The 14,974-nt window shown below is 60.6% G+C and carries 12 protein-coding genes and 2 tRNA genes; 12 read left to right on the forward strand and 2 right to left on the reverse strand.

Going from position 1 to position 14,974, the window contains the following annotated elements:
* Window positions 1-255 precede the first annotated feature (255 nt).
* Both DW943_RS08200 and DW943_RS08205 read right to left on the reverse strand, forming a co-directional pair.
* Window positions 256-346: transfer RNA gene (locus tag DW943_RS08200), tRNA-Ser, on the reverse strand.
* A gap of 48 nt (window positions 347-394) precedes the next feature.
* Window positions 395-485, reverse strand: a tRNA-Ser gene (locus DW943_RS08205).
* Window positions 486-990: 505 nt separating this feature from the next.
* Between DW943_RS08205 and rpsF the strand changes: the two genes are divergently transcribed.
* The 12 genes from rpsF to carB all read left to right on the forward strand — a co-directional run.
* Entirely contained in the window at window positions 991-1,284 is a 294-nt protein-coding gene (gene rpsF / locus DW943_RS08210; protein ID WP_006235831.1) for a 30S ribosomal protein S6, read from the forward strand.
* A gap of 48 nt (window positions 1,285-1,332) precedes the next feature.
* On the forward strand, window positions 1,333-1,785 hold the full coding sequence (locus DW943_RS08215) for a single-stranded DNA-binding protein (RefSeq protein ID WP_055310294.1): 453 nt from the start codon (window positions 1,333-1,335) through the stop codon (window positions 1,783-1,785).
* A gap of 72 nt (window positions 1,786-1,857) precedes the next feature.
* A complete protein-coding gene (gene rpsR, locus DW943_RS08220; protein ID WP_117778657.1) occupies window positions 1,858-2,124 on the forward strand; it encodes a 30S ribosomal protein S18 in 267 nt (88 codons plus the stop codon).
* 15 nt (window positions 2,125-2,139) lie between these two features.
* Window positions 2,140-2,679 carry a 50S ribosomal protein L9 gene (gene rplI, locus DW943_RS08225; RefSeq protein WP_022094073.1) on the forward strand — a complete coding sequence of 180 codons (540 nt, stop codon included), beginning with the start codon at window positions 2,140-2,142 and terminating at the stop codon, window positions 2,677-2,679.
* Between the two features lie 219 nt (window positions 2,680-2,898).
* Window positions 2,899-4,296: a replicative DNA helicase gene (gene dnaB, locus DW943_RS08230; RefSeq protein WP_117634693.1), complete on the forward strand. Its 1,398-nt coding sequence runs from the start codon at window positions 2,899-2,901 to the stop codon at window positions 4,294-4,296.
* A gap of 93 nt (window positions 4,297-4,389) precedes the next feature.
* Entirely contained in the window at window positions 4,390-5,676 is a 1,287-nt protein-coding gene (locus DW943_RS08235; RefSeq protein WP_117862727.1) for an adenylosuccinate synthase, read from the forward strand.
* Window positions 5,677-5,794: 118 nt separating this feature from the next.
* Window positions 5,795-7,099, forward strand: coding sequence for a phosphoribosylamine--glycine ligase (gene purD / locus DW943_RS08240; protein ID WP_117862728.1), 1,305 nt, complete (start codon window positions 5,795-5,797; stop codon window positions 7,097-7,099).
* A 21-nt stretch (window positions 7,100-7,120) separates the two neighbouring features.
* On the forward strand, window positions 7,121-7,816 hold the full coding sequence (locus DW943_RS08245; RefSeq protein ID WP_199572846.1) for an NUDIX domain-containing protein: 696 nt from the start codon (window positions 7,121-7,123) through the stop codon (window positions 7,814-7,816).
* A 184-nt stretch (window positions 7,817-8,000) separates the two neighbouring features.
* Window positions 8,001-9,773 (forward strand): ABC transporter ATP-binding protein, encoded by a 1,773-nt coding sequence (locus tag DW943_RS08250; protein WP_117862729.1) that lies wholly within the window; start codon window positions 8,001-8,003, stop codon window positions 9,771-9,773.
* Between the two features lie 19 nt (window positions 9,774-9,792).
* Window positions 9,793-10,758 (forward strand): hypothetical protein, encoded by a 966-nt coding sequence (locus DW943_RS08255; RefSeq protein WP_117862730.1) that lies wholly within the window; start codon window positions 9,793-9,795, stop codon window positions 10,756-10,758.
* A gap of 206 nt (window positions 10,759-10,964) precedes the next feature.
* On the forward strand, window positions 10,965-12,410 hold the full coding sequence (carA, locus tag DW943_RS08260) for a glutamine-hydrolyzing carbamoyl-phosphate synthase small subunit (RefSeq protein WP_117862731.1): 1,446 nt from the start codon (window positions 10,965-10,967) through the stop codon (window positions 12,408-12,410).
* Between the two features lies 1 nt (window position 12,411).
* The coding region (carB, locus tag DW943_RS08265) for a carbamoyl-phosphate synthase large subunit (RefSeq protein ID WP_117862732.1) at window positions 12,412-14,974 on the forward strand (2,563 nt) is incomplete at its 3' end.

The raw sequence follows: 14,974 nt of genomic DNA on the forward strand, positions 1-14,974 counted from the left end.
ATGTTTGGGATGTTGGGTTGGGATTGAACGTGATGGGGGTGTGGGTTGAAGAGGAGGGATGTCTAAATTTTGAGCAGCGCTCAAAATTTATCCGGTCGGCTTACGCCGACCGCGCTGCGCTAAAAACGCGCCACTGGCGCGTTTTCTTTACGCTCCGCGTCCTGACGGGTTCGAATCCCTCCTCCTCCGCCGTATTTGCTTGTAAGGGACTCTAAACAAAAAAGCCCCCGTTTTCGGGAGCTTTCTCAACCAAAATGGCGGAGGAGGAGGGATTCGAACCCTCGTGACCTTATACAGGCCAAACGGTTTTCGAGACCGCCGCATTCAACCACTCTGCCACCCCTCCGCGTGGGGTAAAAACAAAGCAGGCTCGAAGGCCTGCTTTGGAATTAACTGGCGGAGAGTCAGGGATTTGAACCCTGGAGACGCTTTTGACGCCTACACGATTTCCAATCGTGCTCCTTCGGCCACTCGGACAACTCTCCGTTAAATGCGAAAGTCAGTATACACGAGGAATCGCAAAGTGCAAACAGAAAAGTTGGCATTTTTTAAAACGCTTGGCCGTGCTTGGCGCTGCAGTGGGGCTTGAGGTCCCAAAAAACGGCTTCCGACCAGCGTGGTTGATCAACTCAATTGTTCAAAAAAGGGTATTCATAAGCGACTTGGCAATGAATTTAAAAATCTTTGGGTGGTGCTGTGGGCCACTGGTATGCATTTTGCGACCACAGCCTTGTGCCCGCTGACCTGCGGCTTGGCTCAGCTTGTCCCCACGGCACCGTATCTTGAACACAGATCCGTCAAGCATTTGGTCAGCATTTGGTTGGAATGCGCATGAAGTGCCGTGTGAGCATGGACATATGTGGAGGTCATGAGGTTGTAGCTGCATATTCTTGCAGCCTAGGAGGTTGAAAGATATTATTACCAAGTCTTTTCCTGCTTCAGGCGCACCTTCACGACCTGAAGCCACATTTGCCCAGAGGAGGTGACAATATGAAGGCTTATGAACTGCTGTTCTTTGTTGACCCGTCGCTCGACCCCGAGACTCGTCTCGCCGTTATGAAGCGTATCGATACCACGATCGCTGAGGGCGCTGGCAAGGTCGACTCCGTTGACGAGTGGGGCAAGCGCAAGCTCGCCTACGAGATCAACGACCTCACCGATGGTGACTACACCCTCATCAACTTCCACGCAGATCCTACCCAGATTGCCGAGCTTGATCGCGTCCTGCGCATCACCGACGCTGTGGTCCGCCACATGATCGTCCGTCGCGACGACCAGGAGTAAGACTGTCGTTTTGGACTGGGCTTGTGCCCCAAGAGGAAGTAGTGAGTTATGAGCATCAATCGAGTGAACATCACCGGTAACCTCACGCGTGATCCCGAGCTGCGCGCCACCGCCGGCGGAACCCAGGTTCTGTCCTTTGGCGTCGCCGTGAACGATCGTCGCCGCAACCCGCAGACTGGCGAGTGGGAGGACTATCCCAACTTTGTCGACTGCACTATGTTCGGCACGCGCGCCGAGGCCGTGAGCCGTTTCCTGGCAAAGGGAAACAAGGTCGCGATCGAGGGCAAGCTGCGCTACAGCTCTTGGGAGCGCGATGGCCAGCGCCGGAGCAAGCTTGAGGTCATCGTCGATGAGATCGAGTTTATGAGCTCCCGTGGTGGCCAGGGTGGCTACGATCAGGGCGGTTACGCCCCCGCAGCTCCCGCGCCCGCAGCACGTCCTGCCGCACCGGTGGCTACGCCGCCCGCGGTCGACGTCTACGATGAGGACATCCCGTTCTAAGGGCTGTTCACCTATTTTTGAGTGAGAGGCGGCTTCGGCTCGCCGAAGTTGCCAAATGAAAGGTATTTTGACATGGCTAATGATTATTCTGCACGTCAGCCGCGTCGTAAGTACTGCCAGTTCTGCAAGGAGAACACTGAGTTCATCGACTATAAGGACACTCAGCTTCTCCGTAAGTACATGACCGACCGTGGCAAGATCAAGCCCCGTCGCGTCACTGGCGCTTGCACGCAGCATCAGCATGACATCGCCAACGCCATCAAGCGCGCCCGCGAGATGGCTCTCCTGCCGTACACCGTCCCCGTGGTTTCCTCTCGTGGCAACCGCGACCGCGGCTAAGAAGGGAGACGCATCATGAAGGTTATTCTTCTCGATGAGATCAAGGGCAAGGGCGGCGAGGGTGACGTCGTAGAGGTCGCTCAGGGTTACGCTGAGAACTTCCTGTTCCCCAAGAAGCTCGCTGTTGCCGCCACCAAGGGCAACCTCAAGCAGCTTGACGAGCGTCGCAACAACATCGCCAAGCGCGAGGCCGTCCGTCTGGCTACCGCCAACGAGACCAAGGCTGCCTTCGAGGGCAAGACGGTCACCGTTGACGTCAAGGTCGGCGACGAGGGCATCCTCTTTGGCTCCGTTACCGCCGCTATGATCGCTGACGCCATCAAGGCTCAGCTCGGTATGGACATCGACCGCAAGCGCGTCGAGCTCGGTAAGCCCATCAAGGTTGCCGGTGCCCACACCGTTGCCATCTCGCTGTACCGCGAGATCAAGGCCGAGGTTGTCGTTCTCGTCGGCGTTACCGCCGAGGAGCTCGCTGCCGAGGCTGAGGTCGAGGAGGCCGCTGAGGTCGCCGAGGCCGAGACCGCCGAGGTCGAGACTGAGGCTGCTGCCGAGTAGCATTTGCTGCAACGCAACAATCTTGTTCTAAGAAGGGCGCTCTGGGAAACCGGGGCGCCCTTTTTGTTTTTTGCGCTGAGTGAGTGTCATGGTGAACGTTGCGTCGAAGTCCTATATACGGGACCGTTCATCCGTTTCGTTCGGTGATGATTGGCGGCGCGTGGCCCGTTTTGGGACCGTGGCTGATACTATGGATGCTCGCAAGCGATATGAATGAGGATGCTCATGGCATACGACGATAGGGAGACGGGGCTGACGGTTGAGGACCGCGGCTCCAAGTTGGGTCTCCCTCAAAACCAAGATGCAGAGGCCAACGTACTGGCCGCTATGCTGCTGTCGCCCGAGGTGGTCGAGGAGGCCCAGGTCGAGCTGCAGCCCGATGACTTCTACCGGCCCATTCATAAGACCATCTACACCGCGATGGTCGATATGTACAACAGCCGCATTCCCATCGACTCCATCTCGCTGATCGATTACCTGCGCAGCATCAACAAGCTTGATGCCGTGGGCGGCGAGGCCTACATTTTGGAGCTGATGGGTCAGACCCTGTCGCTCGTGAACTGGCAGCACCATGCCGCCATCGTTCGCCGCGACTCGATGCTGCGCGAGCTGATCGGTGCCACCAACGAGATCAACGCGCTGGCCTATAACGCCCCTACCGACACCAAAGAGGTCGTGGAGCTGGCCGAGAGCAAGCTGCTCAAGGTCACGGCACGCGAGGTCAAGTCGAGCTACAAGACGTTGACCGAGTTTATGGTCGAGGCCTATAACGAGGCCGAGGAAGTGTGCCAGGCCGGTGGCCAGGCTGCGGGCGTGCCCACGGGCTTCCCGTCGCTCGACCGCATGCTCATGGGTTTCCGCGAGGGTCAGCTCATCATTATCGGCGCTCGCCCTGCTGTGGGTAAGACGTCGTTCGCCCTGAATCTGGCGCTCAACGCTGCCGCTGCCGGTTATACCGTCGGCTTCTTCTCGCTGGAGATGTCGGGTAAGGAAATTGCCCAGCGTCTGATTTGCGCCTATGCGATGATCTCGATCAGTGACTTCCGCATGGGCCGCATTAGCCCCGAGCAGTGGGCCAATATCAACGAGGCCACGCAGACCTTGTCTAAGCTCGACATTCTGATTGACGATACGCCCGGCACCACAGTGACTGAGATTCGCGCAAAGAGCCGCCGCATGCTCCACAACAAGGAGAAGGCCATCATCATCCTGGACTACCTGCAGTTGGTGAGTCCTCCGCCGGGACGTCGTTCCGAGAGCCGCACCGTCGAGGTCTCCGAGATGTCGCGAGGTCTGAAGATTATGGCCAAGGAGCTCAAGATTCCGCTGATCGCGCTGTCGCAGCTGTCGCGTCAGGTTGAATCCCGTACCGGCAAGCGCCCGCAGCTGTCCGACCTGCGTGAATCGGGCTCCATCGAGCAGGACGCTGACATTGTTATGTTCTTGGACCGCTCCGCCGATGAGGCCGAGGCCTCGCGTGACGATCGACCCGACGAGGGCGTTACGCGTATCGTCGTGGCCAAGAACCGTTCGGGCCCGATCGGTGACGTCGACCTGATGTTCCTGCCGGCATCCACCAAGTTCTATGAGCTTGATGGGGCGCATACCGAGGAGTAGGACAGGCGCCCGTTGCACGGGTATACTGGGAATGTTTTGTGCTTCTGCGTGCCGGCGTGGCACGTAGACAGTCCATGAATGTAAGGAGTAAACATGCCGTCAACCGTTTTGGTCGGTGCCCAGTGGGGCGATGAGGGCAAGGGTAAGATTTGCGACCTGGTCGCTGGCGACTTCGATGCCGTCGTGCGCTATTCGGGCGGTAATAACGCCGGCCACACCATCGTCGTCAACGGCAAGAAGTACGGCCTGCACCAGGTGCCCTCCGGCATCATGTATTCCGACCATGTGTCGGTGATCGGTAACGGCTGCGTCGTCAACCCCAAGGTTGTCCTTGAAGAGATTGACATGTTCGAGGCCGACGGCATCACCACCAAGAACCTCAAGATCAGTGGCAACGCGCACATCATCATGCCGTACCACATCGATCTGGATGGTGCTTTTGAGCAGAAGCTCGGCAAGAAGAACATCGGTACCACCAAGCGCGGCATCGGTCCGTGCTACCAGGACAAGATGGCCCGCATCGGCCTGCGCATGCAGGACATGCTGGACGAGACGCTGTTCCGCGACAAGCTGGAGACCGCTCTTGCCCGCGTGAATCCCGAGCTCGAGCTCATCTACCACCTGCCCACCTACACCGTGGACCAGATCTGCGACGAGTACCTGCCCATGGCCGAGCGCCTGCGCCCCTACATCACCGAGACGAGCCTGCTGCTCAACAACATGATCGACGAGGGCAAGGACCTGCTGTTCGAGGGTGCCCAGGCGACGCTGCTCGACATCGACCACGGCACCTATCCGTACGTGACGTCTTCTAACTGCACCGCTGGCGGCGCCATCACCGGCTCCGGAGTCGGCATGAAGAATGTCGACCGCGTGCTGGGCGTCATGAAGGCCTATATCACCCGCGTCGGTTCGGGCCCCATGCCCACCGAGCTTTCCTATGAGTCCGAGGCCGGCCACACGCTGACCGAGGAAGGCTATGAGTACGGCGTGACCACCGGTCGCCGTCGTCGTTGTGGCTGGTTCGACGGCCCTATTGCCAACTATGCCTCGCGCGTCAACGGTCTCACCGATATCGCCCTGACCAAGCTCGACGTGCTTTCGGCCTTCGACACCATCAAGGTGTGCGTGGCCTATGACGTCGACGGCGAGCGTTACACGAGCGTGCCCGAGCATCAGGTGCGCTTTGAGCATGCCAAGCCCATCTACGAGGAGCTCCCGGGCTGGAAGTGCGATATCACCGGTTGCCGCAGCTTTGACGAGCTGCCGCAGGAGGCTCAGGATTACGTGGCGTTTATCGAGGATCTGGCACACACCCGCGTGACGTTCATTGGCGTCGGCGCCGATCGCGAACAGATCATCAACCGATTCTGGAAGTAATCGGCACTATTCGGTTATTGCGATATACCCCTTTGCAGCCCAAGCGGGCGGCCGAGGGGTATATTTGCTTGCAAAGGGCTCGCGCGGAGCGGGCCGTTCATCCATAGAGGAGGCACCCTTGAAGGCGGACACTCAAACCATCGACATCCTGTTGTTGGGCAGCGGCGGCCGTGAGCATGCTTTGGCAGCTAAGCTCGCAGCATCACCGCGCGCCGGCAAGCTCTACATCGCGCCGGGCAACGGCGGCACCGCGAGCTGCGGCGAGAACGTTGTTCTCGACGACTGCGATCCTGCGGCCGTGGCGGCGTTTGCGCAGAGCCACGGATGCGGACTCGTGGTAATTGGCCCCGAGGCTCCGCTCGTGGCGGGTGTGGCCGACGCCGTGCGCGCGGCGGGTATTCTCTGCTTTGGCCCGGGTGCCGAGGGCGCCCAGATGGAGGGCTCCAAGCTGTTCTCCAAGCAGCTCATGGAGCGCGCGGGCATTCCAACGGCAGCCTACGGCTCGTTTACCGACGAGGCTTCGGCTCTCGCCTACGTGCGCGAGCAGGGCGCCCCGCTGGTCGTCAAGGCCGACGGCCTTGCCGCGGGCAAGGGCGTCATCGTGGCGATCGAACTTGAGCAGGCCGAGGAGGCCGTGCGCGAGTGCTTTGGCGGCACCTTTGGCGATGCCGGCAATACTGTGGTCATCGAGGAGATGCTGACCGGCCCCGAGTGCTCGCTGCTCGCCTTTACCGACGGCAAGACCGTGCGCCCCATGGCCACCTCGCAGGACCACAAGCGCGCCCTCGAGGGCGACAAGGGCCCCAACACCGGCGGCATGGGCGTCTACAGCCCGGTGCCCATCGTGACCGACGAGGAGCACGCCACCATGGTGAAGGTCATGGAGCAGACCGTGGCCGAGCTCGCTGCCGAGGGCATCGACTACCGCGGCTGCCTGTATGGCGGCTTTATGCTCACGCCTGCCGGCCCCAAGGTGCTGGAGTTCAATGCCCGCTTTGGCGACCCCGAGACGCAAGTCGTGCTGCCGCGCCTTAAGAACGACCTGGTTGAGGTCATGCTCGCCTGCGCCAACTGCGAGCTCGATCAGATTGAGCTCGACTGGCGTGACGAGTGGGCTGTGGCCGTTGTCCTGACGAGTGCGGGCTATCCCGGCAGCTACGAGAAGGGCAAGGTCATCACCGGTATCGCCGACGCCGAGGCCATGGAGAACGTGACCGTGTACCACGCGGGCACTGCCATGGTGGACGGCCAGCTCGTGACCAATGGTGGCCGCGTGCTCGCCGTGACCGCGCTGGGCGACACGTTCGAGAACGCTCGCAACCTTGCCTACGAGGCCTGCGAGAAGATTGATTTTGAGGGCAAGACTCTGCGTCACGATATTGGCCTGCGCGCGCTGCGCGGCCGCGACGCCTGGGATGCCTAAAGTCCGAGAGGAATGAGACGGATGGACGAGAAGAACGAAGAGCTCGTGGATGCGCAGATCGTCGAGGAGGACAGCCGCATGTATGGGCACGCCGAGGGCGAACCTGGTGGCGAGGTCGCTGACGAGCCGGCGCTGGTGCTGGGCGATGACGACCCGCACGATGCCGAGCTGCACGAGAAGATTCTTTCGGAGGAGTGTGCCTGGAAGGGCAAGATCCTCGACGTCCACCGTCTTGAGGTTGAGCTGCCCAACGGTCGCCGCAGCGCCCGCGATATCGTTCGCCATCCGGGTGCGGCGGCCGTTGTAGCGCTGACCGAGAGCGGCAAGATCGTACTGGTGCGTCAGTACCGCACCGCTATCGACCGCGTGACGGTCGAGATTCCCGCCGGCAAGCTCGATCCAGGCGAGGACCCGCTCGATTGCGCCAAACGCGAGCTGCATGAGGAGACGGGCTTTAGGGCTGATCGCATTCGCTTTTTGACGTCGATTGTCACGTCCTGCGGTTTTTGCGACGAGATCATTCACATCTACTTGGCTACCAAGTTGGAGTTTGATGCGCCCAACCCCGACGATGACGAGTTTGTCAACGTTGACCTGGTGCCGCTGCACGAGCTGATCGACGCCGTGCTCGACGGCAAGATCGAAGACGCCAAGACCGTCGTGGGCGCCTTGGCCTGCGATAGCATCGCGCATCGCCTTGGGGGTGCGGAGCTTTAACGAGCGGGGATGATCCCGCAGGTTTGTGTAAGTCAGCGAAAGTGCTCCATTTGAGACAAGGTGGTCTAAAAGAGGAGGGAAGCGTATGGATATACGCGACCGACGATTGAAGGCCAGATTGTCTAAATGGGGCGCTTGCAGCGTCGAGACGAAACGCGGTTTGGTAAAACCGCGTAAGGTGATTATGCTGAAGAGGTTTCTTTCTTACTACAAGCCCCAGATGGGGCTTTTTGTTGCCGATACTGTTTGCGCTCTGGTGCTTGCCGCCATTGACCTTGCGTTTCCTATTATTCTGCGCAATTTGACCGGTGGGCTGTTTACTCAGGGTCAGGCTGTCATTATGCAGGCGCTCGGCATGATCGCGGTGGGCTTGGTGCTGATGTATGCCGTCCGCTGCGCCTGCCGCTATTTTGTGAGCTATTGGGGTCACGTGATGGGCGCGCGTATGGAGTCCAAAATGCGCGAGGACCTGTTTGACCAGTATGAGCGCTTTAGCTTTGCGTACTTTGACCGCAACAGCTCGGGCGACATGATGAGCCGCGTGGTCAACGACCTGTTCGATATCTGCGAGGCGGCGCACCACGTGCCCGAGTGGATCATCATCTGCGGCATCGAGATTATCGGCTCGTTTGTGATCCTCTTTACCATCGCCCCGGTGCTGGCGCTCGCCATGGCCGTGGTGACGGCGGCGTTTGCGGTCATCATGTTTTGGCAGAACATGCGCATGCGCGAGGTCTTTAGCGACAACCGCAAAAAGATCAGCGGCATCAATGCGCAGCTGCAGGATTCGCTGGCGGGCATGCGCGTGGTCAAGAGCTTTGCCAATGAGGAGACCGAGCGCTCTAAGTTCCGCGCCTCCAACAATCGCTATCTTTCGTCCAAGGAGAACATGTATCACGCCATGGGCGTCTATACCGCGACGTATGGCCTGCTCTCGGGTGTGCTCTATGTGATCGTGGTGCTGCTGGGCGGCTGGCTGGTCGCCCAGGGACAGCTGCAGGCGGTCGATATGGCGACCTTTGCACTCTATATTTCGCTGTTCTGCACGCCGCTCGAGACACTCGTCAATTCGGCCGAAACGTATCAGAAGGCCATCGCCGGCTTTAAGCGCATGGACGAGGTGCTCTCGACCGCGCCGGATATCCAGGACAAGCCGGGCGCCACGGATCTGCAGGTGACTGCCGGCGCCGTGGAGTATCACGACGTGTGCTTTAACTACGAGGACGTTGAGCTGGGCGAGGGCGATGTCGAAGAGCGTCCCGTTATCGACCATATGAATCTGTCCATCAAGCCCGGGCAGACCATCGCTTTGGTTGGCCCTTCGGGCGGCGGCAAGTCCACGACCTGTTCGCTGCTGCCGCGCTTTTATGACGTGGCTACCGGATCCATTAGCATCGACGGCCAGGACGTGCGCGATGTGACGCAGCAGAGCCTGCGCCGCGCTATCGGCCTGGTGCAGCAGGATGTCTATCTATTTGACGGTACGATTGGCGAGAACATCGCCTATGGCAAGCCGGGCGCTACGGCTGAAGAGATCGCCGAGGCCGCCCGTCGCGCCAACATCGATGCCTTTATCGAGTCGCTTCCACAGGGCTATGACACGGTCGTGGGCGAGCGCGGCAGCCGTCTTTCGGGCGGACAGAAGCAGCGTGTTGCCATCGCGCGAGTGTTTCTCAAGAACCCCAAGATCCTTATTTTGGATGAGGCGACGAGTGCTTTGGATAACGAGAGCGAGGAGGCGGTGCAGGAGTCGCTCGAAGAGCTGGCACGCGGCCGCACCACGATTATCATCGCCCACCGTCTTTCGACCATTAAGCATGCCGATGAGATTGCGACCGTTGAGCATGGTCGCGTTGTGGAGCGTGGCACGCACGAGGAGCTTCTCGCCCGTGGCGGCACCTATGCCCGTTACTATCGAATGCAGTTCGAAGGCGCGCGTGCGCACGAGCTCGACTGATTGATATGACAGGAAGTTTATGGCTGACAAGAACCCTTTGACTCCGGAAGAAGTGACGGAGTTATTCTCCGAAATCGATGCATCCGGTGTCTTGGATCCCACGCTTGCCAAAAAGCGAACCGAGCGCATGCGTGAGAAGGAGGCTGCGGCCAAGCGCGGTGACAAAGCGGCGCTAGCGCAGCTGCGCAGCGAGGACCGCGCGAGCCAGGCAAAACATATCGACCCGCTGTCCGAGGACGACCCTTCGGGCTCGCAGGTGAGCCATACCATTACGAAGACTGCCATGGCCGTGGTCATTGGCATCTTGGTGCTGATTGTGGGCATGCAGATTGGCTACGGCGTGATGCGACGCCTGAACACCGCCAACCTGTCCGAGAGCGTTTCGGTGGATACCGTTTCGACGGCGCTGAAGGGCGGCCTTGAGTGGGGCAACGGCTTTACGCAGTTTCCGCTCGATTTTTCTGTCGATGAGGCCGATGAGCGTACGGGCACGGTCGAGGTAACGGTGCTGGATACGTCGTCTGCCAATGAGCTCGAACTGCTGTCCAACGGGCAGATCCAGGCCGCGGCGCTTGCGACCAACGCGCTGCTCAACGATAAGATCGACCGCGTGGTGTATAACGTGCATGCCTATATCGACGAGGATAGCAACATTCAACACGATTCCTTCTTTGGCATGTTTCCCGCGCGGGGTCATCAGAGCGCCATTTTGACGTTTGTGTGGACCAAGAGCTCATCGACTGCCACGAACATCGACTGGAAGATGCATATCGTGAGCATGGACGACACCATTGCCGAGCGCATTCAAAAACAGGTGAACTCGGTCTCGTCGCTGATCGAGGACCCGGTGGTGAGCCAGACCAAGATTGACGAGGAAAAGGCCGAACGTGACCTGGAGCATCGTCTGCATGGCCGCGAGATTTTCCGCGGCGGCAAGCCCGACCGAACGCCGTCCGATCTGCTGGAACAGGACAAGAAAAAATAAGACGCCATCATCCCGTGTGAGCCACAAGCCCCGCGGGATGATTTTTAATCCCCGTCCCAGAAAAATCATTATGCATAGAAAGTCATAATTATCATTTCGTAAACATTTCGATGAAATTAACGCCATGAGGCATGCTTGCGGTTACAATACCGCGAGGCCTAACTACACACCTTTAAGCCGGTCCTGTGAGACCGGGAAGGAGAATTATGGCGAACAACCATACCGCGGGCGCTGCCGCCCGCACCTTCGCGCCCAGCGAGCTTTGCCAGCGTATGCTGGCCAAAACCAGCAAGGGCACCTGCGGTCCCTGTATCCTGTATCTTGAGGATGGGACCATTTTTTATGGACGTGCATGCGGCGCCGAGGGCACCGCGACCGGCGAAGTCTGCTTCAACACCTCGCTTGAGGGCTACTTTGAGGTCATGACCGACCCGAGTTATGCCGGCCAAATTGTAACCATGACCTATCCGCAGATCGGCAATTACGGTATCGACGAGACCGATGTCCAGTCGGCCTTCCCCGGCGACGCCGTGCGCCCTGCGAGCGCTCCGGCTATGCGCGGCATGATCGTTCGCGACATGTGCGCCACGCCTTCCAACTGGCGCTCGGCCGTCAGCGTGCCGGAGTACCTGCGCGCTCACGGCATCGTCGCTATCGAGGGTGTCGACACCCGCGCTCTGGTGCGCCATCTGCGCGACAATGGTTCCAAGATGGGCATTATCTCGACAGAGATCTTCGACGTCGACGAGCTCGCCGAGCGTCTGGACGCAGCGCCCACGCTGGTGGGCGAGAACCTGGTCAAGACCGTGAGCTGTCCCGCGCCTCACGAGTTTGTGGCCGCCGACCTGCCTGCCACGCATGGCTTTGCGCTTGCGGTTGCCGCTCCTGCCCGTCACAAAGTGGTCGCCTACGACTGCGGTGTGAAGCGCGGTATTCTGGAGGGCCTGGTCCGTGCCGGCTGCGACCTCACCGTCGTGCCGTGGGATACGCCCGCCCAGCAGGTGCTCGACATGAATCCTGATGGCGTCTTTTTGTCCAACGGCCCCGGCGACCCCGATGCCGTGGTGGAGACCTACGAGCAGGTGCAGCAGCTGATCGGCAAGGTGCCGGTCTTTGGTATTTGCCTGGGTCACCAGATGATCAGCTTGGCGTGCGGCGCCCAAATGGAAAAGCTTAAGTTCGGTCACCGTGGCGGTAACCAGCCGGTTATGAACCTGGTGAGCCGTCGCGTGGAGATTACCGCGCAAAACCACGGCTTTGGCCTGCTGTTCCCCAGTCTGGGCAAACTGATCCCGGAACTTTCCGGCGGCGAGACCGAGCATGCGGCCGATGGCGACCTGCGCGCCTGGGTGCGTCGCGGCATCGCGCCGGTCGTGATGAACGAGCGCTTCGGCCGCATTCGCCTGACGCACGTGAACCTCAACGACGGCACCGCCGAGGGCATCCAGCTGCTCGACGCCCCGTGCTTCTCGGTCCAGTACCACCCCGAGGCCTCGCCCGGTCCCACCGATGCCCACTATCTCTTTACCGCCTTTACGCGACTCATGGACGGCGAGGAGAACTACCTGGACATCGACACCGCGAAGGACCGCCTCGCCGGCTGGAATTTCGCCGATGGTGGTTCCGCCGCGACCAAGAACGAGGAGAACTAACATGCCTAAACGTACTGACATCAAGCGCATCCTCGTTATTGGTTCTGGCCCTATCGTTATTGGCCAGGCCTGTGAGTTCGACTACTCCGGCGCCCAGGCCTGCAAGGTGCTCAAGGAGGATGGCTTTGAGGTCATCCTGGTCAACTCCAACCCGGCGACCATTATGACCGACCCGGGTCTTGCCGACCGCACCTATGTCGAGCCCATCACCGCCGAGTTTATCGAGCGCGTAATCAAGAAAGAGCGCCCGGACGCGCTGCTGCCCACACTGGGCGGCCAGACCGGTCTGAACGCCGCCGTCGAGCTGGCGAAAGACGGCACGCTCGACAAGTACGGCGTCGAGATGATCGGCTGCGACCTGGCCGCCATCGAGCGCGGCGAGGACCGTAAGCTCTTTAACGAGGCCATGGCCGAGATCGGCCTGGAGGTCGCGCGCTCGGGCTATGCCTACAGCGTGGCCGACGCCGAGGCTATCGCCGAGCGCGTAGGCTATCCCTGTGTACTGCGCCCGAGCTTTACCCTCGGTGGCGCCGGCGGCGGCATCGCTCACACCCACGAGGAACTCGTCTCCATCGTGAGCCAGGGCCTGGAGCTCTCGCCCGCCCACGAGGTGCTGGTCGAGGAGTCCATCGAGGGCTGGAAAGAGTATGAGATGGAGGTCATGCGTGACCACGCCGGCAACGGCATCATCGTGTGCTCCATCGAGAATCTCGACCCCATGGGTGTGCACACCGGCGACTCCATCACCGTGGCGCCGGCGCAGACGCTCTCCGACCTTGAGTATCAGCGCATGCGTGTCGCGTCGCTTGCCATTCTGGAGAAGATCGGCGTCGAGACCGGCGGCTCCAACGTGCAGTTTGCCGTGAACCCCCAGACCGGCCGCCTGATCGTCATCGAGATGAACCCGCGCGTGAGCCGTTCCTCCGCACTGGCCTCCAAGGCCACGGGCTTCCCCATCGCCAAGGCTGCTGCTCGCCTGGCCGTTGGCTATACGCTCGACGAGATCGTCAACGACATCACCAAGGCCACGCCCGCCTGCTTTGAGCCCACGATTGACTACTGCGTGGTCAAGGTGCCGCGCTTTGCCTTCGAGAAGTTCAAGGGTACCGATCCCACGCTCACCACGCGCATGAAGGCCGTGGGCGAGATTATGGCGATCGGCCGCACCTTTGAGGAGGCCTTCGGCAAGGCCATGCGCTCACTGGAGGACGGCCACCAGGGCATCTGCGCCGGTGGCAAGGAAGGTGCCGACAAGCTGAGCGACGATGGGCTCGCCCAGGCCGTGGCAACCCCGACCGAGCACCGCATCTTCTTTGTGGTCGAGGCCCTGCGCCGTGGCTGGGATGTCGCGCGCATCCATGCCATCTGCGGTATCGATCCGTGGTACCTCAACCGTATCAACGATATGGTGCAGGTTCAGGAGAGCATCCGCGGCCTGCGCGTGGAGGACATTGACGCCGACGCGATGCGCCTGCTCAAACAGTATGGCACGAGCGATGCCGAGATTGCCGCGCTGACCGGCTCGGACGAGCGCTTTGTGCGCGCTTACCGTAAGGGTCTGGGCGTGGTCCCCAGCATGAAGACGGTCGATACCTGCGCTGCGGAGTTCTCGAGCGCCACGGAGTACCATTACAAGACCTACGAGAACATCTACCGCACAAGCCCGGATGCCAAGAAGTGCGTGGCTCCCGACGAGACCACGCCGGCGGACAAGCCCAAGGCGATGATCCTGGGCGCCGGCCCCAACCGCATTGGCCAGGGCATCGAGTTTGACTACTGCTGCGTGCATGCGAGCTATGCGCTGGCGGCCCGCGGCTTCGAGACCATCATGGTCAACTGCAACCCCGAGACCGTCTCGACCGACTATGACACCTCCGACCGCCTGTACTTTGAGCCGCTCACCTACGAGGACGTCATGGACGTTATCGATGTTGAGCGTCCCGACGGCGTCGTGGTGACACTCGGCGGCCAGACCCCGCTTAAGCTGGCGCGCATGCTCGAGGAGAGCGGCGTGAACATTATGGGCACCAAGCCCGATGCCATCGACTTTGCCGAGGACCGCGAGCGTTTTGCCGCTCTGCTCGACAAGCTGGGCATCATGTACCCGCCGGCGGGCCAGGCCACCTCGTTTGAGGAGGCCGAGGCCGTGGCCGCGCACATTGGCTACCCGCTGCTGGTGCGTCCGAGCTACGTACTGGGCGGCCGCGGCATGATGATCGCCTACGATGCCGAGCATCTGCGCGATTACATGGCCGAGGCTGCGCGCATTAGCCCCGACTACCCGGTATACCTGGACCGCTTCCTGGAGGGTGCGATCGAGTCCGATGTCGACGCCCTGTGCGATGGCGAAGAGGTTTACATCGGCGGCATCCTGGAGCATATCGAGGAGGCCGGTATTCACTCCGGCGACTCTGCGACCTGCATCCCGCCGTTCAGCTTTAGCGAGAGCCTACAGGCGAAGCTCCGCGAGACCACGCGCCGCATCGCGATGGCGCTGGGCGTACGCGGCCTGGTCAACGTGCAGTACGCCATCAAGGGCGAGACCGTCTACGTGATCGAGGCAA

This window comes from Collinsella sp. AM44-11 (assembly GCF_003467145.1).
Taxonomy (GTDB): Bacteria; Actinomycetota; Coriobacteriia; order Coriobacteriales; family Coriobacteriaceae; genus Collinsella.